Source organism: Methylacidimicrobium sp. AP8 (genome assembly GCF_903064525.1).
Lineage (GTDB): Bacteria > Verrucomicrobiota > Verrucomicrobiia > Methylacidiphilales > Methylacidiphilaceae > Methylacidimicrobium.
On sequence record NZ_LR797830.1, the window covers coordinates 1,947,140 to 1,971,292 of the forward strand.

The window sequence follows — 24,153 nt, forward strand, 5'->3', positions numbered from 1 at the left end:
AGAGGACCGCTCCGCAGCCGGGCGGCCCGCCGCGGCGGAGGCTGCGGTCATGACAATAGCTCGTACCAATTGTTCCGGCGCTTGGGCACGAATCCGGCGTCGCGGATGCAGTCCTCGATGTCTGCCGCCGTCATGCGGAAGGTCGTGCCCGCCGCCGAGACGACATTCTCTTCCATCATGACGCTTCCGAAGTCATTGGCGCCGAAACGGAGAGCGACCTGCCCGATCTCCGGGCCCTGGGTCACCCAGGAGGATTGGATGTTGTCGATGTTGTCCAAAAAGATCCGCGAGAGGGCTTGCATCCGCAGGTACTCGGAGGGCCCGAGCTTCGGGACCCGCAACGCCGTATGATCGGGCTGGAAAGTCCAGCAGATGAAGGCCGTAAAACCTCCGGTCTCGTCCTGGAGCTCGCGCAGACGGCGGAGGTGCTCGATCCGATCCTCGAGGGTCTCGACATGCCCGAACATCATGGTCGCAGTCGACCGCAATCCGAGCCGGTGAGCGGTCCGCATCACCTCGAGCCACTGACCCGCAGTGCATTTGAGAGGAGCGATGCGCCGGCGCACCTCGTCGACAAGGATTTCGGCGCCTCCGCCGGGTATCGAGCCCAAGCCCGCGTCGCGGAAGCGGCGGAGCACCTCCTCGAGCGGCATGGCGAAAGTCCGGGAGAAGTGGACGAATTCCGGCGGGGAGAATCCGTGGACATTGATCCTCGGATGCTTTTCTTTCAAGTAGTGGAGAAGCTCCAAATAGTAGTCGATCCCCAGGTCCGGATGGTGGCCGCCCTGGAGCAGGATCTGCGTCCCGCCGATCGCCTCCAGCTCGGCAACCTTCTGGCCGATCTGCTCCGGACGGAGCACGTATTGGTCCGGGTCTCTCTGCCTCCGGTAGAAGGCGCAGAAGCGGCAACCAACGTTGCAGACATTGGTATAGTTAATGTTGCGATCGACGATGTAGGTAACGATCCGCTCGCCGTCCCCTCCGTAGGCCTCCTTCTTCTTCCAGCGGCGCCGGGCGTCTGCCAGAATCCCCAGCTCGGGCAAAGGAAGGGAATAGAGATCCCGAGCCTCTTCCGGAGAGATCCTCTCGCCGCTTAAAATCTTCGCCTCCGCTCGTTTTGCCAGGCCGTTACGGCTGCCTACCGTCACACCCATAACAGATCCCTCTCGTCGGTCGCACGCTCTCCCAGGATCCGCAGCTCCCGGACAAAGCGGCGGATCCCCTCTTTTTCCCGCGCCTCTACGTCATACCGGATGTACCGCGTCAAATACTCGAGCTCGCTCTCATCCTTCGCGATCGAACTCCGCGCCGCAAGGCCCCGCCGCTTCGCCTCGCGCAGGAGCGCGGCGAGCTCCGCAGCCCTCGCCGCTCCGCGCGGGATCGCCCAGGCCGCGAAGACGAACGGAAGCCCGGTCTTCTCGCGCCAGCCCTGCCCCAAATCGAGGAGTTGGGCCCCAGGATCGGCCCTCCGGAACGCCAGCGCCCGATCTCCGATCATCAGGCGGGCATCGGCCCGCTCCGTAAAAGGGACGTACTCGGGACGAAAGCCAAGAAAATTTTCCAAAAGCACGCGCAGGAGAAGGAAAGACGACCGCGTATCGGGATCAAGGGCGATCGAGCGCACCTCAGAAAGAGGAAGATCATGAACGAGGATGACGCTCTTGACAGGACCGTCGGCCACGATCCCCACGCCGTCGACCAGGGCAAATTCTTCCGTAAGGCAGGCGCCCAGCGGGGCTAGGCCGGCGTCAAGCAGGCCCTTCCGAAGCCGGTCGGGCAATTCGGCGGGCGCGCAGAACAATACAGACTCCTCCAGGCCGTAAAGGAGCGGCTTGGCGTTGAGGTAGGGAGCGCAGCCGATTCGGAAGGGACTCATGTGCGGCTTAGTTCCCACCTTCTATATGATCCGCCCTCAGCGTTCAATCGTTCCGGCACCGCCCCCGCCGGGTTCGGGTCTCCAGTCGACGATCCGCAGGCGGACCCGTTTCCCCACCGTGTCCCAGTCGAGATGGCCCGCAACCTGGAATCTCCCGGAAATCACGCGGCCGTCCGGCGGGTCGAAAGAGAACGCCTCGCACCGGGCATCGCCAGAGCGGAGAAGCATCCGCGTCAGCCGTCCCGCCTGGACCGGAGGCCCTTCGAGACAGAGTGTCGGGAAGGCGAAGAGCGGCCGGGTGTTTCCCGCCCCGAAGGGTGCCAACCGCTCCAGCTCCTCGTAAAGCGGCAGGCTCGCGGCGGAGAGAGGGAGCAGCCGCACGATCTGGAGACGCTTGCAAAAGAGCTCAGGAGCTCCGTTCCGCGCCGCCCATCGGTTCAACTCCTCCCGGAAGGCGGCTAGGTTCGCCTCCCGGAGAGAAAAGCCCGCGGCCAGATCGTGTCCGCCGAACTTGTCCAAGTGGGCCGCGCTCGCCCGCAGCCCCTCGACGATCGACATCCCCGGGATCCCCCGCGCGCTCCCCTTTCCGTTCCCGGATTCGTCGAATGCAACGACAGCCACCAGTCGGTGAAATCGGCTTAGAAGACGCGAGGCAACGACACCCGCTACACCCGCGTGCCATCCCCTCTTGCCCACCACGATCGCTCGGCCTATCCGGGCCGGAGGCTCTTTCCGGACCATCTGGAGCGCCTCCTCGAGCATCTCGTGCTCGACCAGCCGTCGCTGCCGGTTCTTTTGGTGGAGAGCCAGCGCCCCCCGCTCCGCCTCGGATGCCGAATCGGCCAGGAGGAGGCGGAGCGATTCCATGGCGTCGTCGAGCCGCCCGCTCGCGTTGAGGCGCGGAGCCAGCCGAAAGGCGACGTCCTCCACCGTCGGCTTCTCCCCCACATTCGATACGCCGGCCAGCGCGCGCAACCCGGGCAAGCGGCGGCGGCCGAGCTGCTCCAATCCACGCGCAACAAGAATGCGATTGTCGCCGGTCAAAGGGACGACGTCCGCAATAGTCCCCAGGGCGACCAGATCAAGCTCTTCCCGCAGCACCAATCGTTCCCGATAAGCCGGCTCCAGCTTGAGCAGACCGTGGAGCAGCTTGAAGACGAGCCCGGCGCTCGCAAGCCGGCTGCCGCGGCCGTCGCGATGCGGATTGACGATGGCGCAAGCCTGCGGCCAAAAGCCGGCGGGCTGATGATGGTCGACCACGAGCGCGTCGACTCCTTCCGCGGCGAGCCAGGCCAGCTCGTCGATCGAGGTCGTGCCGCAGTCGACGGCGATCAGCAGCTCGGGCTTCTCCTTACCGTCCGGATCGTGCCGCCCTCGCTCCCGGCGGAACAGGCGAAAGGCCCGCTCCAAGCCCTTGCGAGTGAGGCCGTAGCCTTCCGAAGCCCTCTCCGGAATAAAGGCCGAGACGGGCGCCCCCAGCAGGCGCATGGCCCGCACCAGAAGAGCCGTGGCGCTCACCCCATCGACGTCGTAATCTCCATACACGAGCGTGCATTGCCTCCGGACGATCGCCTCCTTCAGCCGTTCGGCCGCTTGCCGCAAGCCGGTCAAGGCGAAAGGATCCTCCAGATCCGAAAGCCGGGGCTCGAGAAAACGGGCCGCCTCCGCCGGATCGCGATAACCGCGCGCTACCAGCAGCCCGGCAAGGAGGGAGGAGACGCCTAGATCCCGAGCCAGGGCTTCGGCCTCTTCCTCCGAAGCGCCGATCTCCCAAATCGTCTCGACCTTGTCTCCCGTGGCGGCTTCATCCATGGCAGACGTCCCCCTCCCGACCCACAACCGACCTCTCCCCCGCTTTCCGGCTCGAAGGCCGCGCAGCCGAGGGGCGTGCGAGCGGAACGTCTTCGGAGCTCACGCGCTCTGGGCGGCCGGGCGCCCGGCCGCGGGCTGGCCGCCGCCTTTCCCGCGCAGCTCGTGAAACCAGTACATGAGCCCGGGGGTAAGGAAGTGGGAGGAGAACATGCCGCCGAGCACACCGATGAGGATCGCCAGCGCAAACGGGGAAATGACCGGGCCCCCAAGCAGCAGCATGGAGAGGGTGGCCAGCAGCACGGTGCCGCCCGTGATCAGCGTCCGGGCGAGGGTCAAATTGACGCCGCTGTTGACGTGATCCGCGAATGTGCCCGCCAAACGCAGCCGGGCCGCTTCCCGGACCCGGTCGGAAATCACGATCTTCTCGTTGATCGAATAGCCGAGAATCGTCAGGAAAGCGCCGACCAGCGGCATGGTGAACTCCTGCCCCAGGATCGCCATAAAGCCTATGGCCAGGAAAACGTCATGGAGCTGTCCGAGCGCCGCCGCGGCAGCAAAGGACCACTCGTAGCGGATCGTGACATAGAAGAGGATCGCCGCCAGCCCCAGCGAAAGGGCCAGCAGGGCGCGCCCTTTGAGCTCCTCCCCCACTACAGGGCCGACACTATCAAGCCTGGCATTGGCAAATCCGGCCGCCGGGAGCTTGCTCTGCAGGACCTGCAAGGCACGCTCTCCTTCGCCGTAGCGGGTCTGCAAGGAGAGCTGCCGGTACTCGTGCGCATATTGCACCATGCTGGGATGGATGCCCGCCGCTTCCAGCGCCGCCCGGACCTCCTGGAGGGGTGCCGCCTGCCGGTATCCGACGGTTAGGGAATCCCCACCGACGAAATCGACTCCCAGGAGCTTATCGCTCCGGAGGAAAAACGCGGCCATCCCGGCTGCCAGCAGCGCGAGGGCCAGCCCACCGGCTGTCCGCCGCCAGGCCAGGAACGGAAAGTTCGGGCGCGTCAGAATCCGCATCATCGAAAGGCGCCGGAGCCAGCCACTCGCCAGGAGCCACTCGAAGGCATTCCGCGTCACCACCAGAGCCGCGAAGAGATTCGCCGCAATGCCGAGAACGAGCGTGACGGCGAAGCCTTGCAGAGGTCCGCTCCCCAGCCACATCAAGATCAAGGCGACCAGGATCACCGTGAGGTTCGAATCGAAGATCGCGCTGAAGGCGCGTTCGAAGCCGGCGGTCACGGCTTGGCGGAGCGGCTTTCCCGCGTCGAGCTCATCCCGCATTCGTTCATAGACCAGGACGTTGGCGTCGACGGCCATGCCGATCGTCAAAATGACTCCGGCCAGTCCGGGAAGGGTGAGCGTGAAGTGGAATTGCGCCAGGAACCCGAAGAGCAAAAAGAGGTTGACGGCCAGGGCGAGGACGGCAACCAGGCCGGCTAGTCGATAATAGGCCACCATGAAGAGGACGACGAGCGCCAAGGCCGTCAATCCCGCTCGCGCGCCGCTCAGGATCGAGTCGCGCCCCAGCGACGGGTCGACCCCCCGCTCCTCGAGGAGCCTGACCGGAGTTTCCAGGGGGTTTTCCAGAACGCTCGCCAAATTCTCCGCCTCCTTGGGGCTCATATTGCCCCCCGAGATCACCGCGCTGCGGAAGATCGCCGATTGGATCACGGGGGCGCTTTTCACCTCACCGTCCAGCACGATGGCCAGCTGCTTTCCGATGTTGCTGCTCGTGATCGCTCCGAAGCGACGGGAGCCCTCATCGGTGAACTCGATCACAACGGTGGGGCGGCCGACCTCGTCGAACCCGCGATACGCCCTCCGCACGAACTTCCCTCCCATCTCCGCTCTGCGCTTCACAAGGATCTGCCGCTGGCCGGAGGCCTTTCCTTCCTCGGCCGCCAAGGGAAGCAGCTCGTAGTCGGGCGGGATCCGTGCCCGACCCGCCTGGATCTCCGCAACCAGCTGCCCGGACTGCGGATGCACTAACTTGAACTCGAGCTTGGCCACCTTAGAAAGCTGCTGACGCGCCGCATTCTTTTCGGCTTCCGCCAACCCGGGGATCTGGACGCTGATCCGGTTTCGGCCCACCGGCTGGATGATCGGCTCGGACAAGCCGAACTTGTCCACCCGTTTCCGGATCACCGCCGTAGCCTGCTCCAACGCGCCGGGAGAAGGCTGACCTTCCAGCTCGAGAAGAAAGGCGGTTCCCCCTTTGAGATCGAGGCCGAGCCGGATCGATTTATCGAGCGGGAAAAGGGAAAGCCCCGCGTTCGCCAGAAGCATGACGATGGATACGAGCCCCACCCACCGGCGCGTTCGCTCCTCGGTCGAGGTGAAATACCCGATCAAGGCGATGAGAAAAAAGAGCGCTGTGGCGAAGGACCAGAGCAGCATGGTGTTTTTCTCTCGTTCCTCAAGCCGATCGGAGCGCTATTTGGCTTCCGCTTCCCCCTTCGTGACCGAAGTAAGGCTCGATTTGAGCACTTCGACCTTGACGTTCTCCGCCACCCGGATCAGCACGGTCTTATCCTTGACGTTTGTCACCGTTCCCAGCAGCCCGCCGCTGGTGACTACCCGGTCTCCGGTCTTCACGCTGGCGATGAGGCGCTCTTGCTCCTTCCGGGCCTTCTGCTGGGGCCGAATCAAGAGGAAATAGAAAACCCCAAAGATGAGCGCGAGCGTAATCAGCGACGAAAAAGCCGGCACCTCCGGCGGCGGGCCGGCGGCTTGGCCCCCCTCCGCTCCCGCCTGCGCCGCGGCCATCCAGAAAAGTTCTATGCCCATGATTTATTGTCCTTCCTTCTCTTCCCTGCGACGCGCCCTCTGCTCGGCAAGGAAAGCCTCCCAGCGCCCCGCCTCCAGCGCCGCTCGTATTTCCTTCATTAGGGAAAAGTAGAAATACAGGTTATGCAGCGACAGGAGCATGACGCCAAGCATTTCCTCCGACTTCAGTAGATGGCGGAGATAGGCGCGATGGAAATGCCGACAGGTATAGCAGCCGCACTCGGGGGAGATGGGAGCCGTGTCGAGACGGAAGGAGGCGTTGCGGAGCGAAAGGCGCCCCCTTTCGGTATAGACGACCCCGTGCCTGGCCAGCCGCGTGGGCAGGACACAGTCGAAGAGGTCGACGCCCAGATTCACCATCTCGACAACCTGCCACGGCTCCCCCACCCCCATCACGTAGCGTGGCCGGAGCCTGTCCAGATGGACGACCGTATCTGCGACGGTGCGCACCGCTTCCTCCGCCGGTTCCCCTACGCTAACCCCCCCGATGGCAAATCCATCGAAGCCGATCGCCGCCAGCTCCTCCGCGCAGAGCGCCCGGAGCTTGGCATCGGCTCCTCCTTGCACGATGCCGAAGAGCCCGGCTTCGGGAGTGGGAAGCGCCGGATCTGATTCCCGAAGGCGAGTCCACGCCGCCTTTCCCTTCGCCGCCCAATCCACCGTCCGCCGCACCGCTTGTTCGAGGACGCTGGCGGAAGCGGGCCAGGGGGGGCATTCATCCAGGCTCATCACCAGATCGCTGCCGGCGACCAGCTGGAGCTCGATCGCCAGTTCGGGGGAAAGAAAAAGGGCGCTCCCGTCCAAGTGAGACCGAAAGGCTACGCCCCGGTCGTCCACGTGCCGAAGGGAAGAGAGGCTGAAGACCTGGTAACCGCCACTGTCCGTGAGGATGCTTCCTGGCCATCCCAGAAACCGGTGCAACCCTCCGAGATCGCGCAACGCCTGGATGCCGGGCCGGAGGAGCAGGTGGTAGGTATTGCAGAGGATCATCTCCGCACCCAGGTCGAGAAGGTCGCGGGGCAGCACACCCTTGACCGTCCCTCGGGTGCCCACGGGCAGGAATGCCGGAGTGCGCACCAAGCCATGGCCCGTGGTGAGCAGTCCGGCCCGAGCCGAACTTGTTCCGGGGGGAACGAGCAGGCGAAAGTTCATCTCGGACGAGAACGAGGCCTCAGCACCGCAGACCATGCCGGCGGGAAGGAACGAAACGGGCGGCAGCCGGGGTCCTCCGACACCCGAGCCCGCAATGGCCGCCCGGGCGGGCTGGCGATCGGCCCCGCAGCTGAGGTAGAGGCCGCGGCGCCGGCTGAAAAAGATCGTCGGCCATTCCCCTTTATCGTTGAGCGGACCTACTCTTTCCCATAGAAGAGAACTCTCGCAACCTTTTTCGGGGAACTTCGCCCCGCGGGGCGGAACGACCAAGGCCATCGCATCTCTTTATGCCGCAACTTCGCCGAGAACCCCTTTTTCCCAAGCGATGGGTTGTGTTTGCTCCCGAACGCAAGCAGCGTCCGATCGACTATCCGCCCCCGCCCGAGCCGTCGCATACAGCCTCTCCGTTCGTGGCCGGCAAGGAAAGCTTGACCCCGCACGAAGTCTTCGCGATCCGGCCGGGCGGAGGACCGCCGAACTCCCCGGGCTGGACGGTCCGGGTGGTCCCCAACCGGTTCCCGGCCCTCCGCATCGAAGGGGAGCTGCTGCCCGAGGGGATCGGTATCTACGACCAGATGAATGGGATCGGAGCCCATGAAGTCATCATCGAGACGCCGAACCCGGATCAGGAGCTCGAAGACCAGTCCGTAGAAGGGGTGACCGACGTGCTCCGGGCCTACCGGGCGCGGATCATCGATCTGATTCAGGACGTCCGCTTCCGCTACATCCTCCTTTTCAAGAACGTCGGCCTGCTCGCCGGAGCCTCCCTGCGGCATCCCCATTCCCAGCTGATCGCCCTCCCGGTCGTTCCGCGAGTCGTCGAGGAGCTGCTGGCGACCTCCCGGTCCCATTTCGAGCTTAAGGAACGCAGCCTCTTCGCCGACGTCCTGCAAGCCGAGCTGAAATCGCGCGAGCGGTTGGTCTACGAGAATTCGGCGTTCGTCTCTTTTTGTCCCTGGGCCAGCCGGTTTCCTTTCGAAACGTGGATTCTGCCGAAGTTTCCCGCCGCCCACTTCCATGCGCTCGATGACTTCCATCTCGGTCTGCTGGCCGAAGTGCTCCGCCACGTGCTACGCCGCATTCGGAAAGGCTTGCAGAACCCGGCTTACAACATGATCCTGCAGACAGCACCCTTTCATCCCTCCCGCTGGCGGGAGGCCATCCCTCCCGAAGTCGAGTTCCGCTGGCATATCGAGATTCTTCCACGCTTGGCGCAGACCGCGGGATTCGAATACGGCACCGGATTTTACATCAACACGACCTTTCCGGAAGAGGCGGCGGACTTTCTCCGGCGGGTCTGCGTGGAATCATAGGATGGGGCTTCCCTCGGATCCGAAAGTCAGCCACACTACCTTCCGGAAAGTTCCGCGAGAGCGGGCCATAGGTGCTTCTCGATGAATATCATCCTCCTTTGGCACATGCACCAGCCGGACTACGTCGACCGGCTGAGCGGCAGAGCCCGCATGCCCTGGGTCCGGCTCCACTCGGTCCATAGCTACTTCGATATGATCGAGATGGTCGACCGCTTCCCCAGCCTTCGAGTCGCTTTCAACTTCACTCCGGTTTTGCTCGAGCAGCTCGTCGAGCTGGGCGAGGGCAAAGTCATCGACGACTGCGAGGCATGGAGCCGCATACGGGCGGAGGACCTGACGCAGGGCCAGAAGGAGAAGATCCTCGAGCACTTCTTCCGCGCCAATTTCGATACGCTCATTCGCCCCTTTCCTCGCTATTGGGAGCTGCTCAACCGGCGCGGCCGCATCGTCAATTTCAACAACCTGGCGGAATTGACCGGCCTCTTCTCGGCTCAGGACTATCGCGACCTGCAGACGCTCTACAACCTGGCCTGGTGCGGCTTTGCGGCCTGCCGGGCCTACCCATTCCTCCAGGAGCTGCGGGCGCAGGGACGCGGCTTCACCGAAGAACAAAAAAACCGGCTTCTCGATCTCCACCGCCAGATCGTTCGCTCGGTGCTCTCGCGCTACCGGTCGGCCGCCGAACGGGGCCAGATCGAGATTACGACCTCCCCCTATTGCCATCCGATCCTCCCGCTTCTCTTGGACACCAACCTGGCTCGCCGCTCGATGCCGCACGTCAACCTTCCACCGCAATTTTCCGCCCCGGAAGACGTGCGGAGCCAGCTCGCGCTCGCCCAGGAGAAGATGCGGGAGCTTTTCGGAGCCCCGGCGCGCGGAATCTGGCCCTCGGAGGGATCGGTGGCTCCCGAGCTAATTCCCTTCTTTCGCGAGGCGGGCTTCGACTATTTTTTCACCGACGAGGCCATCCTCTTCCGCAGCTTGGAGCTCGATCCGTACTGGAGGGGAAAAGGAGTCGATCACATGGTCCTCTTCCAAGGATGGGCAGTGAGCTGGGGCGGAGCCGCGCTATCGGCCCTCTTCCGCGAAAGGCCGTTGTCGGATTTCATCGGCTTCCGCGCCTCGCAAAACCCCCCCGACCAAGCGGCCAACTATCTTCTGCATCATTTCGAGCATATTTGCGACGTGGCAGGCTCGCCGGAGGCGGCGCTCTTGATCGCCCTCGACGGCGAGAACGCGTGGGAGGCATTCCCGGACGGCGGCGAGCGGTTTCTCTCGTCTCTCTACGGAGGGCTCACGACGCACAGCCGGCTCCGCACCACCCGGCCGACCGACTATTTCGACCATTTTGCTCCCAAGGCCGAGCTGCGGGCGCTCCATACCGGCTCCTGGATCAATGCCGATTTCGACATCTGGATCGGCGATGCCGAGGAGAACCGCGCCTGGGAGTGGCTTGGTCGGACCCGCCAATTCCTGCGCCGCTTGGGCGAGGAGGGAGCGCTGCCTGCGGACCGGACCGCGGCGGCGATGCGGTCGCTCTATGCGGCCGAGGGCAGCGACTGGTTCTGGTGGTATGGGCCCGACTTCTCTACCGACGCCGACCTTCTTTTCGATGAGATCTTCCGGACCCATCTGCAGAACGTCTATCGTGTCCTCGGATTTTCTCCGCCGCCCTATCTCGAGTTTCCCATCTGCGCGCCGGCCGCTCCCACGCCTTATACGGCTCCCAGGCTGTACATCCACCCTCAACTGACCGGCCGATTGGATAATTTCTTCGACTGGGTGGGGGCGGGCACCGTCGATGTTGGGGTCCAACAGAGTGCGATGTTCCAAATGAACCGGCTGGCCCAGAAGCTGTATTTTGGCTTCGACGAGGAGCGCTTCTATTTGCGGCTCGATTTGACGGCCTGCCCGGAGGAAATCGAAGTCGAGTTCCTGGCCCCCCAAATCCGCCGGGTGACGGCCGCGCTGCAACCGTCCGGCTCCTGGAAGGTTCGCACGGAGCGCTCCGAAGACGCCGTGCGTTTCACTCCCGTCGATGAACGGGGCATTGCCGCGTGGAGGGATTTTTTCGTCCTCATGGTGCCGACAGCCTCTCTCGGATGGAAAGCAAACGACTCGGTCAGCTTTTTTGTCCGCCTGCTGCGCGAACGGCTCGTTTTGGAACGCTACCCGGAACGGGGGACGATCGATTTTACTTTTCCGTCCAAGGACTTCGAAGCCCGCCAATGGTTCGTCTAAACCCGCTGCGGCTGGTTTGGGTCGTCCACTTTCACCAGCCCTTGGACAACTTCCCCGAAACTTTCCGTCGCTTTCTCGACCGGGTCTGCCGCCCCTTTTTGGATGCCCTGGAGCGCCATCCGCGGATCCGGATGGGCCTCCACTTTTCCGGCGGATTTCTCCTTTATCTGGAACGGGAAGAGCCCGAGCTGCTGGTAAAGCTGGGCGGAATCATCTCCCGCAATCAAGTCGAGCTGCTGGGCGGCGGCTTCTACGAGCCGATCTGGAGCATGATTCCGGTTTCGGACGCCAAGGCGCAACTACGCAAAATGGCCGAATGGATCCAAAGCCGTTTTCAGGTCGTGCCCAGGGGCGCGTGGCTCCCCGAATCCGTCTGGGAGCCTTGGTTCCCCAAGCTTCTTTGCGAAACAGGCTACGATTATGTTCTGCTCGAAGACCGTTTGCTGCAGCGGGCGGGCCTCGAGCCGGCGGAACTTTGCCACCCGTTTCTGACCAGCCACCTCTCCTCCACCGTCGTTGTCCTCCCGTTCGCTTCCCGCCTTTCGGCGGAGATCCCCTTTCGGTCCATTCCCGAGATTCACGCCGCGCTCGTTCAGCTCTGCCACCGTCCGGAGCCGCAGACGCTGGTTCTCGCCCAGAGCGCGGAAGCCTTCGGGTTCTGGCCTTCCACTTTTCAGAGATTTTACGAAGACGCCGTTCTCGAGCAGTGGCTGGTTTATCTGGAAAACCAGTCGGAGCGCTTGTCCACGGAGACTCCGGGCGAGGCGGCCGCGGGAAGATGGCCAGCCGTCTTCTTAGCGTCCGGCGCGCGAACCGATCTCGAAGGCTACGCGCTGCCCGCAGCGGCGAGTCGAGCGTACTTCGCCGTGCAAGAAGACCTCTCCCACCGATTCGATGCCGATCGCTTCTTCCGCTTCCTGCACGGCGGGGCCTGGCAGCAATTTCTGGCCAAATATTCCGAGGCGAACTGGATGCACAACAAGATGCTGTCGGTCAGCCGCCGCCTTCGCAGCCTTCCGGACGGGCAAAACGCGCCAGCCTACGACAGCCTCCTTGCCGCGCAGGAGCATACCCCCTATTGGCATGCCCTGAGCGGCGGGCTCTTCGCCAACTATCTGCGGGATGCGGTCTACCGGCGGCTGATCGGGATCGAACAGGATCTCGAAGAAGCTTCCTCCTGCCCGGCGACGGAGCAGGCGGACCTCGACGCCGACCGCGAACCCGAGGTGATCCTGCGCACGCGGACCTGCCGGGCGGTCGTCGATCCGGACTACGGCGGGTCGCTGGTGGAGCTGGCGTTCCTTCCCACCCGGTACAACGTGGCCAACACCTTGCGTCGCTACGCCAAAGTCTTTCCGGAGCCCCCCCCGTCGGAGCCGATCGTCGACTGGCACCGGCGCCACCTATTCCAGGAGCACTTCGTCCCCGAGCAAACATCCTTCCCTGATTTCGGAAACGAGTCCTACATCGAACGCGGCGATTTCATCAATCTTCCCTACAGGATCCTCTCGCTCGTGGAGGAGGGGCCGGCACGGCGGCTGCTGCTGGAGCGGGAGGGCGGGGTGTATTTCGACCAGGAGCGGAGGCCGCTGCGCTGTCGGAAGCTTTTTGAGCTCGAAGAGCCCGATTGCCTCCGGGTGCAGTATACGATCACCAACGAGAGCGAACTCCCGCTCGATCTTCACTTCGTCTGCGAGGCGAATTATACCCTTCTCGCTCCGGAAGGACCGCAGCGGTTCATCGCGATGGGCGAAGATCGGCTCCCCTGCGGTCTCCTTTTCGAGCGCGGCGGGATTCAGTCGTGGGAGCTCGTCGACCAGACCCGATCGCTGCGCTGGGAGTGGGTGCTCCCCGAAGGACCGTCGACTCTTTGGCACTATCCCGTTTACACGATCGGATACGCCAACGGGCAGTTCGAATACAATTATCAGGGATCGGCTCTCGGGATCGTCTGGCCCCTCCATCTGCCATCGGGGGAAAAGCAAGTGTTTACAATTTTCACTCGCTTTCACCATCTCCATGATTGATCTCGGAATGCCTTCCCACTACTCTCCTGCCCAAAGAGATGAAAAAAATCTTTCTGGTTTCACTGAGCTTCAGCTTCTTCGTGTTCGGTTGCGCCTCCCATTCCAAGAAGATAAAGAGCGGCGAGGCTTCCGGTGCCAGCTCGGGGTCGATGCCGCAGCCAGCGAACCAGCCCGAATCGACCGCCGCCAATCCGCCAAGCAGCGCCGGCTCTTCTTCCGGAACTTCTTCGAGCCAAACACCGGCCACTGGGCAATATAAGCCATGGGGTCAGGAGGGCCAGGCCCCGGCAGGGTCATCTGCGACCGCTACACGCTATCCTAAAGGCCTTCCTATCGAAGGAAAGCCCGGGTACGTGAAGAGTCCTTATGCGCCGGACGCTGGGCTTGTCGACGTTCGTGGCTTCCCTCCGGGGACCGAGGTGCGCTGCCCCTACACCGGCAAGATCTTCGTGGTTCCCTGATCTGGGGGGTCGCAGTCGGCTGACTTCCTGTTATGGGATCAGACCTGCCCGTGCGAGCGGGTCAGGTTGGCTATCCCACCAGGTTCGACCCGCAACGCCATGCCATGCTTGCGCTTCTGTCGCCGGGCAGCCAACACAAGGCGGCCGAAAAAAGCGCTTCGCATCCCCCCCGCTTGAGATGCCGGCACCCGTCTCGGGCGAACCGCTCTCCCTGTGGCACAAGCCGCCTTCGCCGGAAGTCCGCTGGCTCCAGCAGCAGCTTCTCTCGCGGGGAGTCTATCTTTTTTGCCAGCATAACGTGCTTGCTCGTCGCCCCCCCGCTCACGATCACGGAGGACGAGCTTCAGGCGGGAATCGAACAGCTCGGAGAGACGCTCCGAAGGCTATGCCAAGAGCCATCGTTCGGTCTTCAAGGAAGTTGATCCGGTCCCGCTCCCGGGTGGCCGAGCCGCGCGGCAGCGGACGGATTGGCTTTTGTTCCCCGGAGAAGCGGCCTACCGCTCCTGCCCGCGCGAAGTTGGTGGGCGCTCCCGGCAGAAGGAATAAACCGGGTTGACCGAGGGAGAAGGGCTCGGACTGCTCTTGGGCTTCTCTTCCCTCTCCGGCGGAAGCTCACCCTTGCGCCGCTTTTCCTCCATGATGGGATAGACGAAGCGGCAGAGGTCCTCCCGCATCTTCTGGAGCTCCGGAGTGTCCTTAACCCAAGGGTGGAGTCGGAAGCTTGCGACCATCTGCTGGATGGCGCGCTCCCTTGCTTCCTCGGGAGAGACCGGAGTCGGCTCTTGGGCGGCCTTTCCCTTGGCCCTCTGGTTCCCCCGATCGGGAGCGGCCATCCCGAAAGCGGGGCCCACCCGGCCCGGCTCCGAGCTCTGCGGCAGCTTCGGAGCGACCCTTGCGCCCGGAACGGAAGCCGAATCCGCTATGGCTTCCTCCTCCTCGGCAAGCGCCCGCGATGGTCGCGGCGCCCAGCGGCCGGGCGCCTCTCCGAAGAATCCTCTTGCGGACGGCTCCTCCGGTTTCCCGTTGTTCAAGGACTCGACCGAATGCCCCGAATCCGGAGACTTCCCGATCTCCCGCTCTTTGGCCGGGGACACCTCCTCTCCCCCCTTCCGGCTCCTTCCCTCCTCCCCGCAAGCCTCGATCCCCCGAATGCGGCCGCTTTCCTCGACGCCATCCTTGGCCATTGCAGACATCCGCTCGATCCCGGCCGCCTCCCGCTCGGTGAGGGCCGAAACGGCGAAGGCGCCCGCCATCCCCATGGTCCGGCCGCCGATAGGGCCAAGTTGCCCGCGGCTCCCGCTCCCCGCCAGAGAGCCTGCCGCAGCCGGACGCCCGCTTCCTCTCCCTTCCCGAGGGGCACACCGGAGCGCCTGGTAAGCGTCGTAGCCCGCCTCGGCAAAACCGGCGACGGCCCCGATCACCGGAAGCCGCTTGAACACCATCATCGCGGACGTGCGGAAAAGCGCCACCGCCGGTGTCAAGGCGTAGGCCGCCGAGCCCACCGCCCGGAGCCCGTCCCGCCCGGCTTCGGCAAGCTTCCCCTCCCGGAACTCCCGCCCCGCCTCCTTCGCCTCCTGGAAAGCGGCCATCCCCGATTCGAGGGCACTTCCCCGGCCAAAGATCCCCGGAGGAGCGCCCCCGCCCTTCCCAGCAGGCTCTCCCGCTCCGGAAGAAGATGGCGCCAAGCCTCCCCCGTGAGACTCTTAAACTGCTCCGCGGTGCGAGATATGAGCTTGTTAAGCTCGCCGGGAGCCTTGCGACCCATCTCGCGCAGCTTGGGATACCTCGGGTTCTCCTTGGCCACCCCCGGCAACTCCCGGGCCTTGAGCCCCGTGGTGGCTAGCCTTGGGGCGGGATTCTTGGTTATGGCCTCCAAGGGACGGAGCTCCTCTTCGAGGCTTAGGATCCTGCCGTTGAACCGATCATAGAACGACAGGGACTCCCGCTCCGCGGTCGGCACCCATATCTTTTGGCCCGGCTTGAGGATCTCCGTCACCGGGGCGTAGATCGCATCGTCGAAGGCGCTGTGCGCCCTGCCCGGAATTACGAGGAGGTTCCCGACATGGTTGATCTGCTCATGCTTCCACTCGCCCGCCAAGGAACCCGGCACCCGGTGATGGAGGCTGTAGGGGATTCCCTGAGGGTTGATGAGACCCGGGCCGTATTTCTTTCCTTTGGATCGATGCCTGGCCAACCGCTCCACTTGCTCCAGGAGCCCCGCCTCCTCGAGCCGGTCCTTGTGGTAGTCCCGGAGCTCGGCCCAGAATTGCGGCGTCTGCTGGCGCTCGAGGAAGTGCTTGCGCCAGCTCACGGGCCTTCCCTCCGCGTTAGGTTCGACCCGGTTTGGATCCCGCCTTTCCAGTTCCTGCCACCGAAATCCGGTAAGCGGAGTAAGGTTCATGGCCTACTCCTTTCCCTCTCCCTCTTCCTCCGGCACGGGGAGCTGCATATCGTCGTGCATGTCCCGGATGAAGGTCTCGAAGTCGGGCGAGCTTACCGATGCCCCTGCGATGCTGGAGAGATCGTCATCGTTATAAAACATGTGAAAGGTCGCCGTGCGGGGATCGTAGATCCAATATTCGACCCATTCGTCCGCCACGCCTCCCCCAAAGCAGAAGAACTCGGGGTTGACCCCCCTCTTATCCATGCTGAGAGAGCCGCGTCCGTAGTCGGCGTGATCGAGCTCATGGAGGTTGTCATTCCAGGAGAAGAGGAAGCAGGTGTGGTAGTACCGAGGGCGCTTGGTCCCCGTTCGTATCCACTCGACCGGAGAGCGCTTGTCCTGGATGCAGTAGATGAGCCCACCGAACAGATCCAACCCATTGTAATAGGGGAGGAGATCCCGGTAGAAGAGCGGGAGGGGATAACCGTTAAGCCGGCGGGGAGCCTCCGCGATCGCCTCCTCAATCGCCTCAGGACTCGCTGGGATGGGAGGCCAGTCATCTGCGTCCGCCATCGCCGCTTGCAAAACCGGCAGGCTGGTCGGATCGAAGCGGGCTTGCGGGCGCCGCTCGGCCAGAAGCCGGCGCTCGATCTCCGGATCGAGGCTCATGGCTAGCTTATGGACCGGATCCCCCTCCCTCCGAGGTCTCGGCACGATGCGCTCGATGAAGGAGCCCGGATCGGGAAAGCTGACCAGCGCCGTCGAGGCGTCCTCAAGGGCAAAGAGCGGGGAAAAGAGATGAATGCTCCCCTTCCGGGTATCGTAGGCGAGGTAGTTTTCTTTCCAAAAGCGGCCGAAGACAAAGAAGTGGGAAGCGATCCGCCAGGGCCTCCGCCTTGTCCGAAAACGCCGGTTTTGGCGCACAACGCTCTCCCACTCCAAAAACCCCGGATGGCCGGGCTCGGGATAGAGCAAAAATTTCCCGCCCCAGAACGGATAGCCGTTGGATTGCTTTAAAGCCTCGACATAGAAGTCGGGGAGCGGAAAGCCCAGCTCCCGGGCGCACCACTCCTTGGCCGCCTCAATCGTCTCGGGCTTGGCCGGCGGAAAGAACCGGGGATGGTCCCAATCCCGCTTCTCCAGTTCCACCCACTTGAATCCTTCAAGCGGGGGAAGGTTCAGCGGGTCTGTGGGGTCGATGGGGTGCATCGTCTACTCCTTTCCTTTTCTTTCTATCCCTACGCGGAAATCCGCTCCTCATCGCTCCGGCGTTCAAGGATAAAGGAGGCCCGGTTCAGCTCCAGTATTTCTTACTTTCTCCGGCCAAATCTCCCAAGCGGAGGAAGAGGTATCGTCCGCTTCCTTGGTTTCAGCTCCTTAGCCGCCTGTCGGACTTTCCTTTTCCCTCTGGAATAGGGGAAAAGAGGGCATGGCTGAGCGATTTGTGCCGGTGGATCGGATGACGCCGATGCTTTTGCCCGAGGACCTGCGGAATTGGGTGGATGAGGACGACTTGGTGCATTTTGTCATCGAGGCGGTGGAGAGGATGGATCTGCGGGGATTTCGAGTGAACGTGCGCGGGACCGGGGACGCGCAGTATCCGCCCTCGATGAGGCTCTCGCTTTTGATTTACTGCTACGCCAACGGGATCTTTGAAGGTAGAAGAACGGGAAGCGCGCAAGGGGAGCGCCAAAGGCCGGCACCTCCACCTTCCGGAGGAGAAGCCTGGGGCGGAGGAGCAAGCCAACCTGACCGATCGCGAGAGCCGGCTGATGCGCAAGAGTCGGAACGAAGCCTTGGAACAGAGCTACCATGCGCAGGCGGCTGTCGATGCGGACGGGAATGCCTTGGTGCTTTCGGCTCGGGTGAGCGTCTGCGCCAACGACATCGGCGAGTTGGAAGCCGACGGGCGGGCCATTCCTACGGAAGCCGGTCGGCTCCGTGCGGTGCTGGTGGACACCGGTTATGCCAATGGCGAACAGGCGATACGAGTTCCGACCCGCCGATCGTCGTCGGGAGAACCCCGTGGCGTATACTGCTCCGTCGAGACAGAAGATGACCGAGAAGCTCGCCAGCCCGGAAGGCCGCCGCCTTTATGCTCGACGCAAGCAGACCGTCGAACCGGTCTTCGGCCTCATTAAATCGGTGATCGGCTTCCGAGCCTTTCGGCTCCGCGGGCAAGCCAAAGTCCAGGGCCAATGGTCGTTGGTCTGCTTGGCGTACAACTTCAAGCGCCTTTGGAAGCTTATGGGAGGACGCCGAATCGGGCCTAGCCAAGGAGGGATTACCGGATCTCCCAGCATCGCCTCGCTCTCCACCCTCCTCGGCGCGCCGCTTGGGGTCTCGACTTCCGCCCTTTTGGGCTTCGGCAGGAAAATTCTTGCCACCCCGGAAGGGAGGTTTCGCAACCATTGCGGCTCTCTCGCATTAACCCCGACAGGCGGCTAGCCAAGGAGAGCGGATCAGGCGATCTTCTCGAGCTGCTCGTTCCGGAGACGGAAGCGGAGGGCGGCCTTCCCGAGTTGGATCGTGTCGAGACGAAGGGCGGCGATTCCCCCTTTATCGAGGGAAAAGTTCTCGGGTGAGGTCGCGCCGAGTAGGGCGGCCAGATGCTCCGAGAGGCTCGGCATGTGCCCGACGAGGATTACCTCGGAATCGGACGGCAAGGGTTTGAGCAGCGCAAGGAGTTCCGCCGTCGGCGTATCGTTCTCGAGCTCCCCCTTGACTTCCACAGCGGGCGGGTGGCTAAAACCTTCTGCGGCGATCTCCGCCGTCTGACGCCCGCGCAGTAAGGGGCTAGACCAGAGGAAGTCCGGGTCGGTGCCGAGTCGATGGAGCGCTTTTCCCGCAATACGGGCTTCGTGGTGCCCTTCCTTGGTCAGCGGACGCTCGGCATCGGTCGGCGCTTCGCGAGAAGCCGTCGCATGACGGAGAAAGTAAAGAGTCATGAGCAGAGCGTAACGCGGCGAGCGCACGGAAGAAAGCATCGGTCGATCCTTCACCGCTCCATTATCTCTAGCCCGGGAACGAGATTGGGGAGCATGTTGGGGATTCAGCCAGGGCAGCGGCTTTGGAGAGCGGATACGGCCTGGTTCGGAGAAACCGGGAGGAAGCGTCGGTACATTCCCATCCGCCGCATGGATGTGGGCTGGATCACATCTAGCCGCCATTTCTCACAAGCTTTCTCCTGCGGCTTGCACGATGGGCTTGTCTGCTTCGCTCTCGCTTGGGTTTTTGGCCATCCTCGCCGTATGTCGTCCTACAGCTCCGGGGGAAAACCTGCGCCACGTCTCGCATCCAAGCCCATCTGCGGCGCCTCGGCTACGAAATTTGTGAGAAATGGCTGTTAGGCAGTGAAGATAGAAATGGCTCTTCGCGGAATGGAATGGGCGGAGGGAGCAGATTCTCGGGCTAACGTCGCGCCACGGCCGTGTCGCCGACGGGAGGCTTGGTCCGGGAAAGCTGCCCCATCTGCTTGAGCCAAGCCTCGTAGTCGTCGGCCGTGTCAACAACGAGGAAACCCTTCATGGCGAAATGTCCAACGCCGCAAAGCTGGCCGCATGCGATCTCAAAGCGCCCGGTATGCGTCGGGGTGAACCACATCGGGATCGTCAGGCCCGGGATCGCGTCCCGTTGGATCCGCATCTGGATCACATAGTAGTTGTGCACCACGTCGCGGGAGCCGAGATAGATGAGCACCGGCTTGCCCACAGGGACATGCATCTCGTTCATGGTGATGATGTCGTCCTTGGCAGCCGGATCGCTCTTGTCAAGGCCGATGGGATTCATCGCGTCCGCCAGCCGCATGTCCCGCCGCCCTAGCCTTCCGTCAGGCCCCGGATAGTGAAAGATCCAACCGAACTGCTGGGCCACCGCCTCCAGAGTAACCGCTTCTCCCGGCCCCGGCGGGTTGAGCACCCGATTTCCCCACAAAGGAACGGAAAACCCGAAGAGCAGCACCATTTCCGCAAAGATGATGGTCCACTCAAGGTGCTTGGGCCATGAGGCCTTGAGCCCCTCGTAGCTCGCATGGGGGTTTTTCGCCGCCCCAAAGCGCGCCAGCGAGTAGACAAAGAAGCTGAACCAGATGACGAAGAGGATCAGCGAAAACCAGAGAATGATCTCCATGAATTCGTCGATCTGCCTGCCATGCTCGGACATGCAGCGGGAAATGCCCGTCAGCTCAAGAAGAAGTGCGAACACGATTCAACCCCTCCGATTGATTTTTGGACCTCCCGGCCCGGATAAAGAAACGGAGAAAAGCCCCGAAGACCAGCCCAAGGAGGACCAGCATAAGCAGCACGGCGGGCAAGATGCCCCTGGTCGCCTGGGATTTGGGGAGGCCGCACACGGCGCACGCCCGGCCCACGGCCGGGTAGGCGTTCATAACTCCGAGAACAAGGATGGGAAGCGCCCCAACGTTTCTGCGTGTGCTCACCGGCGTGTTCTCCCTTTTTTTTACCACCGCAGGGCACCCCCTGTTCCGCGGTGAGGCGTCCTCACGCGGGACCCGCAATCTTCCCACCCTGCTCCTTCGAGAAATTCCGCATACGCGGGAGGAGGCTTTTGCGAGCGGCGGTAGAGGCTCCATACAAAGAACAGCAGGCTTCCGATCGGGATGAGCGCGATCCCGACCAAGGCCCAGGCCGCAGCGTCTCCAGGCTCGTGTCCCTGTGCAGGAATGTCGGCGATCGAAGAAAACGAACGCTCCGCGATCGCGATCAAGCCGAGCGCACCCAGGAAGAGGAGCCCCCCTCCTACGGATAACAAGACACTCAGGAGTTTCTTCATTCGATCAATCCCAGCCGCCGCGTTTTCCGCAAGAACCAGACACCGTAAATGACCACGCCGACCGCCGTCGCCAACGACGCTACCCCCAGCCAGACCAAGATGCTTCCCTGACTTTCCTGCTGGTGGTATTCGACCAGCGCCCAGCCGCCCAACCCCAGGAAGAGGCAGGTGACGATGCTCACGAAGAGCAGATGGAATTGGCGAAGGGACACGGCAGCCTCCTATTTTGCAGAGTTCAACTGATCTAAGTAACACCAAAAGAAGACGACAAGCAACATGACGACGGTGCCGACGGCTATCCCCATGAGCTGATGCACCGTCTTCTTTTCAAAAAAGAAGTGCATCAGGATTCCCACGGCCAAGACCGCCTGGGTTCCCGCGATCAGCAGGCCTACGCCCAAGTTGCCCGCGCCTAAGGGGAGGTAGGAGGCGGCGACGTTGATCACCGCAAGAAACAGGAGGAGGCCGAAGACTTTGACGTACGCAGCAATCTGCTTCCGGGGATCGTGCGATTCTTCGCTCATAAAGGACATCCTATGGGATTGCTTCTTCTAAAGAAGATAGAGGGTGGGGAAGAGAAAGATCCAGACCAGATCCACGAAATGCCAAAAGAGCCCCGCCACCTCCACGCGGTTGGCCAGATGCTCGGGATTGGTACGATAGAGACTAGCACCCGGTCCCCAGAAATAGCCGAGCACCAGCAATCCGCCGATGATGTGCAGGCCGTGAAGCCCCGTCATCGTAAAATAGGTGGCAAGGTACGTACTGTAGCGAGGAGTGAAGTTCGACCACCATTGGATCTCGCTCTTGGGAATCTCGAGGACCTTCTCCTCTGCGCCGGAGGCCGGGCGGCCGAACACCGATTGGAGCTGATAACCGAAGCTGCCGGCATTCTCCGGATCCGGGAGAATGCGAAGCACGCTGCTCTTTTGCGCCTCCTCCGGAGTCATTTCTAAGTGCCCGGTGATCTCCTGACCGTTATTGAGGATAACCCCGTAGTGGTGGAACTTGTCCTTATATTCCATCGTCTTTACGCAGAGGAAGAGGACCCCGCAGGCCAACGTCGCCCCCAGCCAGCGGCGATAGCTCTGGAACTGGCGCATCTTGAGAGCCGTCCAGGCCATCACCATGGTGATGCTCGAGGTGATCAGAACGAAGGTGTTGAAAAGCCCCATCGGCACGTTCAGCAGGTGGTGAGGCCAATGGGTCGACCCCATCCGCAGAAAGATGTAGGCGGAGAAGAGGCCGCCGAACAGCATCACTTCCGAGGCCAGAAAGAGCCAGATGCCGATTTTTGCGTTGTAGGCGCCGGTATCCGGCCGGGCCGTAACGGTATAAGGAATCTCCATTTCCATCGCTGCTTCCTCTGCGACTAGACGGTGGATGGCTTCGCTTCGGGCCGCCCGCTTTCTTCCTTCACCCACTGGGGCAGGTAATCGCTAGCAGCGCCCGGAACACTGTATTCGTAAGGCCCGCGATAGACAACCATCGGATGGGGGAAGTTGCCATGGCCGGGAGGCGTCGGCGCCGCCCACTCCAGGGTGTTCGCCTGCCAGGGGTTGTCCGAATTCACCTTCCTGCCGTGCCAAATGCTCCAGAAGAAATTGATGATGAACGGAATTTGGCCTAACGCGAGAATCCAGGCCGAAAAGGACATCACTTGATTGAGCCAGAGCACGTTGTGGGCCATCTGCCAGCCGGCCCCGCCGTCGTACCAGCGACGGTGGACTCCGGCAAATCCTTGGATGAGCATCGGGAAGAAGACGCCGTTGAAGAAGATGATCGTCATCCAGAAGTGCACCTTGCCCCAGAATTCGTTCATCATCCGGCCGGTCGCCTTCGGGAACCAGTAGTAGATTCCGGCAAAAAGGCCCAGGATGGAGGCCGGCGCCATCATGTAGTGGAAGTGGCCGATCACGTAGTAGGTGTCGTGCAGGACCATGTCCGAGGCGGTCCAGCCGAGGGGTAATCCGGTCAACCCCCCGATGCCGAACATCGGCAGCCACCCGAGGGCAAAGAGCATGGGGACGGAAAACCGGATCGACCCGCCCCACAGGGAAAGCAGGAGCACCGTTCCCAGCAAAACCGACGGGATCGAAATGATCGTGGTGAAAATCTGGAAGAAGGTGCTGATGCTTTGGCCCATGCCGGTCATGTACATGTGGTGGGCCCAGACGACCATCGAAAGGAATCCGATCGCCAGCATCGAGTAGACGAAGGTCTTATAGCTCCAAAGGGGCTTCCGCGTGTTGTTCGCAAACACTTCTCCGACGATTCCCATCGTGGGCAAAATTTGGACGTAAACCTCCGGGTGCCCTAGGAACCAGAAGAGATGCTGCCAGAGTAGCGCGGAGCCGCCTCCGCTGACCGGCCAGCGGCGCCCTCCGACGATCAGGCCGTCGGGCGAGAAGAAGCTCGTGCCGAAGAGCCGGTCCATGAGCTGCATGAACGCGGCGGATTCCAGCGGCGGAAACGCGAGGAGCAAGAGAAACGCGGTCACGAGCTCCGACCAGACGAAGACCGGAAGGCGCATCCAGTGGAGGCCCGGCGCGCGCAGTTGGATGATCGTGGCGATGATATTGATGGAACCGAGCAGCGACCCCGTAATGTTGAAGGCCATGCCGATCAGCCAGAGAGTCTGGCCGTTGAGGATCGGATGGAAGCCCATTCCCGTATCCACGATGTCGGCCAGGGGCGGGTAGGAGGTCCAGCCCGACTTCGCCGCCCCTCCGGGCACTAGGAAGCTCACCAGCATGATCAGCACACCCGCAAAGAAGGTCCAGAAGCTCGCCATGTTCAACCGCGGAAACGCCATGTCGGGAGCGCCGATCTGCAGGGGAACGACGAAATTGCCAAAGCCGGCAAAGAGCGCAGGGACGATCGCCATGAAGATCATCATCGTCCCGTGGATGGCTCCGAAGGAGTTGTAGAGGTTCGGAGTCATCACCCCGCCCGGAGCAAGGTTGGCCCCGAAAACGGAGGTCAGCAGCGGACCGATCACGGGGACGGGCTTGCCAGGGAAAGAAAGCTGCCAGCGCATCACGATCATCAGACCGAAAGCGAAAAGGGCCACCAGCAGGGAGGTGATCATGTATTGGATGCCGATCACCTTGTGGTCCGTGGAAAAGACATACCGTCTCCACCAAGACAACTCCGGATGGTGCCCGGAATGATCGTGCCCGTGGGAGACCCCCCCGCCCTTGCCGCCTTCCGACTGTGCCGTCTTGTGCTTCACCTCGTCCATATCAACCGCACTCCGTTTTGCGCTTCTCAGAAATTTTGGGGCGCCAGCGTACTCTCGATGCCC

Annotated in this window: 22 protein-coding genes; 5 read left to right on the forward strand and 17 right to left on the reverse strand. The window is 62.6% G+C overall.

Translation table 11 applies throughout. The annotated features are described in order from the left end of the window. Nucleotides 1-47: 47 nt before the first annotated feature. The 6 genes from mqnC to tgt all read right to left on the reverse strand — a co-directional run bounded on the left by mqnC (nucleotide 48) and on the right by tgt (nucleotide 7,630). On the reverse strand, nucleotides 48-1,154 hold the full coding sequence (gene mqnC / locus MTHMO_RS09085; RefSeq protein WP_202214493.1) for a cyclic dehypoxanthinyl futalosine synthase: 1,107 nt from the start codon (nucleotides 1,152-1,154) through the stop codon (nucleotides 48-50). Beyond that, complete coding sequence (locus MTHMO_RS09090) at nucleotides 1,145-1,876, reverse strand: menaquinone biosynthesis protein (RefSeq protein WP_202214494.1); 732 nt, start codon at nucleotides 1,874-1,876, stop codon at nucleotides 1,145-1,147. The genes mqnC and MTHMO_RS09090 overlap by 10 nt, the downstream gene beginning before the upstream one ends. Before the next feature lie 36 nt (nucleotides 1,877-1,912). After that, on the reverse strand, nucleotides 1,913-3,688 hold the full coding sequence (gene recJ, locus MTHMO_RS09095; protein ID WP_202214495.1) for a single-stranded-DNA-specific exonuclease RecJ: 1,776 nt from the start codon (nucleotides 3,686-3,688) through the stop codon (nucleotides 1,913-1,915). Nucleotides 3,689-3,787: 99 nt separating this feature from the next. Further along, complete coding sequence (gene secD, locus MTHMO_RS09100; RefSeq protein ID WP_202214496.1) at nucleotides 3,788-6,088, reverse strand: protein translocase subunit SecD; 2,301 nt, start codon at nucleotides 6,086-6,088, stop codon at nucleotides 3,788-3,790. A gap of 36 nt (nucleotides 6,089-6,124) precedes the next feature. Next, nucleotides 6,125-6,478: a preprotein translocase subunit YajC gene (gene yajC / locus MTHMO_RS09105; protein ID WP_237394868.1), complete on the reverse strand. Its 354-nt coding sequence runs from the start codon at nucleotides 6,476-6,478 to the stop codon at nucleotides 6,125-6,127. Between the two features lie 3 nt (nucleotides 6,479-6,481). After that, nucleotides 6,482-7,630, reverse strand: coding sequence for a tRNA guanosine(34) transglycosylase Tgt (gene tgt / locus MTHMO_RS09110; protein ID WP_202214901.1), 1,149 nt, complete (start codon nucleotides 7,628-7,630; stop codon nucleotides 6,482-6,484). 287 nt (nucleotides 7,631-7,917) lie between these two features. Between tgt and MTHMO_RS09115 the strand changes: the two genes are divergently transcribed. The 3 genes from MTHMO_RS09115 (at nucleotide 7,918) to MTHMO_RS09125 (ending at nucleotide 13,211) form a co-directional block, all read left to right on the forward strand. Continuing rightward, a complete protein-coding gene (locus MTHMO_RS09115; protein ID WP_202214497.1) occupies nucleotides 7,918-8,943 on the forward strand; it encodes a DUF4931 domain-containing protein in 1,026 nt (341 codons plus the stop codon). An 81-nt stretch (nucleotides 8,944-9,024) separates the two neighbouring features. Beyond that, the gene (locus MTHMO_RS09120) at nucleotides 9,025-11,184 is read left to right on the forward strand and encodes a glycoside hydrolase family 57 protein (RefSeq protein ID WP_202214498.1); all 2,160 of its coding nucleotides are present in this window, start codon (nucleotides 9,025-9,027) and stop codon (nucleotides 11,182-11,184) included. After that, nucleotides 11,172-13,211: an alpha-amylase/4-alpha-glucanotransferase domain-containing protein gene (locus MTHMO_RS09125; protein ID WP_202214499.1), complete on the forward strand. Its 2,040-nt coding sequence runs from the start codon at nucleotides 11,172-11,174 to the stop codon at nucleotides 13,209-13,211. The genes MTHMO_RS09120 and MTHMO_RS09125 overlap by 13 nt, the downstream gene beginning before the upstream one ends. Here MTHMO_RS09125 and MTHMO_RS11040 read toward each other — a convergent pair. The 4 genes from MTHMO_RS11040 to MTHMO_RS09145 form a co-directional block, all read right to left on the reverse strand. Further along, on the reverse strand, nucleotides 13,183-13,401 hold the full coding sequence (locus tag MTHMO_RS11040; RefSeq protein ID WP_237394869.1) for a hypothetical protein: 219 nt from the start codon (nucleotides 13,399-13,401) through the stop codon (nucleotides 13,183-13,185). The two genes, MTHMO_RS09125 and MTHMO_RS11040, sit on opposite strands and share 29 nt — an antisense overlap. A 765-nt stretch (nucleotides 13,402-14,166) precedes the next feature. After that, nucleotides 14,167-15,261: a hypothetical protein gene (locus tag MTHMO_RS09135; protein ID WP_202214501.1), complete on the reverse strand. Its 1,095-nt coding sequence runs from the start codon at nucleotides 15,259-15,261 to the stop codon at nucleotides 14,167-14,169. Then, nucleotides 15,150-16,073 carry a hypothetical protein gene (locus MTHMO_RS09140; protein ID WP_202214502.1) on the reverse strand — a complete coding sequence of 308 codons (924 nt, stop codon included), beginning with the start codon at nucleotides 16,071-16,073 and terminating at the stop codon, nucleotides 15,150-15,152. Before MTHMO_RS09140 ends, MTHMO_RS09135 begins: the two co-directional genes overlap by 112 nt. A 3-nt stretch (nucleotides 16,074-16,076) precedes the next feature. Next, nucleotides 16,077-17,264, reverse strand: a complete 1,188-nt coding sequence (locus tag MTHMO_RS09145; RefSeq protein ID WP_202214503.1) for an SMI1/KNR4 family protein — start codon at nucleotides 17,262-17,264, stop codon at nucleotides 16,077-16,079. 443 nt (nucleotides 17,265-17,707) lie between these two features. Here MTHMO_RS09145 and MTHMO_RS11275 point away from each other — a divergent pair, with 443 nt between their 5' ends. Further along, a complete protein-coding gene (locus MTHMO_RS11275; protein WP_370568366.1) occupies nucleotides 17,708-18,196 on the forward strand; it encodes a hypothetical protein in 489 nt (162 codons plus the stop codon). Further along, the gene (locus MTHMO_RS11280) at nucleotides 18,111-18,503 is read left to right on the forward strand and encodes a transposase (RefSeq protein WP_370568365.1); all 393 of its coding nucleotides are present in this window, start codon (nucleotides 18,111-18,113) and stop codon (nucleotides 18,501-18,503) included. Before MTHMO_RS11275 ends, MTHMO_RS11280 begins: the two co-directional genes overlap by 86 nt. 14 nt (nucleotides 18,504-18,517) lie before the next feature. Here the strand turns inward: MTHMO_RS11280 and sixA are convergent, their stop codons facing one another. The 7 genes from sixA to MTHMO_RS09185 all read right to left on the reverse strand — a co-directional run bounded on the left by sixA (nucleotide 18,518) and on the right by MTHMO_RS09185 (nucleotide 24,090). Then, nucleotides 18,518-19,057, reverse strand: a complete 540-nt coding sequence (gene sixA / locus MTHMO_RS09155) for a phosphohistidine phosphatase SixA (protein WP_202214504.1) — start codon at nucleotides 19,055-19,057, stop codon at nucleotides 18,518-18,520. A gap of 409 nt (nucleotides 19,058-19,466) precedes the next feature. Beyond that, complete coding sequence (locus tag MTHMO_RS09160) at nucleotides 19,467-20,258, reverse strand: cytochrome c oxidase subunit II (protein WP_202214505.1); 792 nt, start codon at nucleotides 20,256-20,258, stop codon at nucleotides 19,467-19,469. 255 nt (nucleotides 20,259-20,513) lie between these two features. Continuing rightward, nucleotides 20,514-20,846 (reverse strand): hypothetical protein, encoded by a 333-nt coding sequence (locus MTHMO_RS09165; RefSeq protein WP_202214506.1) that lies wholly within the window; start codon nucleotides 20,844-20,846, stop codon nucleotides 20,514-20,516. Beyond that, complete coding sequence (locus MTHMO_RS09170) at nucleotides 20,843-21,058, reverse strand: hypothetical protein (protein WP_202214507.1); 216 nt, start codon at nucleotides 21,056-21,058, stop codon at nucleotides 20,843-20,845. The genes MTHMO_RS09165 and MTHMO_RS09170 overlap by 4 nt, the downstream gene beginning before the upstream one ends. 9 nt (nucleotides 21,059-21,067) lie before the next feature. Next, entirely contained in the window at nucleotides 21,068-21,370 is a 303-nt protein-coding gene (locus MTHMO_RS09175) for a cytochrome C oxidase subunit IV family protein (protein WP_202214508.1), read from the reverse strand. 27 nt (nucleotides 21,371-21,397) lie between these two features. Next, nucleotides 21,398-22,195, reverse strand: coding sequence for a cytochrome c oxidase subunit 3 (locus MTHMO_RS09180; protein WP_202214509.1), 798 nt, complete (start codon nucleotides 22,193-22,195; stop codon nucleotides 21,398-21,400). Between the two features lie 23 nt (nucleotides 22,196-22,218). After that, nucleotides 22,219-24,090: a cbb3-type cytochrome c oxidase subunit I gene (locus MTHMO_RS09185; protein ID WP_202214510.1), complete on the reverse strand. Its 1,872-nt coding sequence runs from the start codon at nucleotides 24,088-24,090 to the stop codon at nucleotides 22,219-22,221. Between the last annotated feature and the right edge of the window lie 63 nt (nucleotides 24,091-24,153).

Excerpts from the sequence above, each read along its gene's own strand:
- MTHMO_RS09135 (WP_202214501.1), bottom strand. The coding sequence starts at position 15,261 with ATGGCCGCTTTCCAGGAGGCGAAGGAGGCGGGGCGGGAGTTCCGGGAG.
- MTHMO_RS09165 (WP_202214506.1), bottom strand. The coding sequence starts at position 20,846 with ATGAAGAAACTCCTGAGTGTCTTGTTATCCGTAGGAGGGGGGCTCCTC.
- secD (WP_202214496.1), bottom strand. The coding sequence starts at position 6,088 with ATGCTGCTCTGGTCCTTCGCCACAGCGCTCTTTTTTCTCATCGCCTTG.
- tgt (WP_202214901.1), bottom strand. The coding sequence starts at position 7,630 with ATGAACTTTCGCCTGCTCGTTCCCCCCGGAACAAGTTCGGCTCGGGCC.
- MTHMO_RS09090 (WP_202214494.1), bottom strand. The coding sequence starts at position 1,876 with ATGAGTCCCTTCCGAATCGGCTGCGCTCCCTACCTCAACGCCAAGCCG.
- recJ (WP_202214495.1), bottom strand. The coding sequence starts at position 3,688 with ATGGATGAAGCCGCCACGGGAGACAAGGTCGAGACGATTTGGGAGATC.
- MTHMO_RS09140 (WP_202214502.1), bottom strand. The coding sequence starts at position 16,073 with ATGAACCTTACTCCGCTTACCGGATTTCGGTGGCAGGAACTGGAAAGG.
- MTHMO_RS09175 (WP_202214508.1), bottom strand. The coding sequence starts at position 21,370 with ATGAGCGAAGAATCGCACGATCCCCGGAAGCAGATTGCTGCGTACGTC.
- MTHMO_RS09125 (WP_202214499.1), top strand. The coding sequence starts at position 11,172 with ATGGTTCGTCTAAACCCGCTGCGGCTGGTTTGGGTCGTCCACTTTCAC.
- MTHMO_RS09180 (WP_202214509.1), bottom strand. The coding sequence starts at position 22,195 with ATGGAGATTCCTTATACCGTTACGGCCCGGCCGGATACCGGCGCCTAC.
- mqnC (WP_202214493.1), bottom strand. The coding sequence starts at position 1,154 with ATGGGTGTGACGGTAGGCAGCCGTAACGGCCTGGCAAAACGAGCGGAG.
- MTHMO_RS09120 (WP_202214498.1), top strand. The coding sequence starts at position 9,025 with ATGAATATCATCCTCCTTTGGCACATGCACCAGCCGGACTACGTCGAC.
- yajC (WP_237394868.1), bottom strand. The coding sequence starts at position 6,478 with ATGGGCATAGAACTTTTCTGGATGGCCGCGGCGCAGGCGGGAGCGGAG.
- MTHMO_RS11280 (WP_370568365.1), top strand. The coding sequence starts at position 18,111 with ATGACCGAGAAGCTCGCCAGCCCGGAAGGCCGCCGCCTTTATGCTCGA.
- MTHMO_RS09185 (WP_202214510.1), bottom strand. The coding sequence starts at position 24,090 with ATGGACGAGGTGAAGCACAAGACGGCACAGTCGGAAGGCGGCAAGGGC.
- MTHMO_RS09145 (WP_202214503.1), bottom strand. The coding sequence starts at position 17,264 with ATGCACCCCATCGACCCCACAGACCCGCTGAACCTTCCCCCGCTTGAA.
- MTHMO_RS09115 (WP_202214497.1), top strand. The coding sequence starts at position 7,918 with ATGCCGCAACTTCGCCGAGAACCCCTTTTTCCCAAGCGATGGGTTGTG.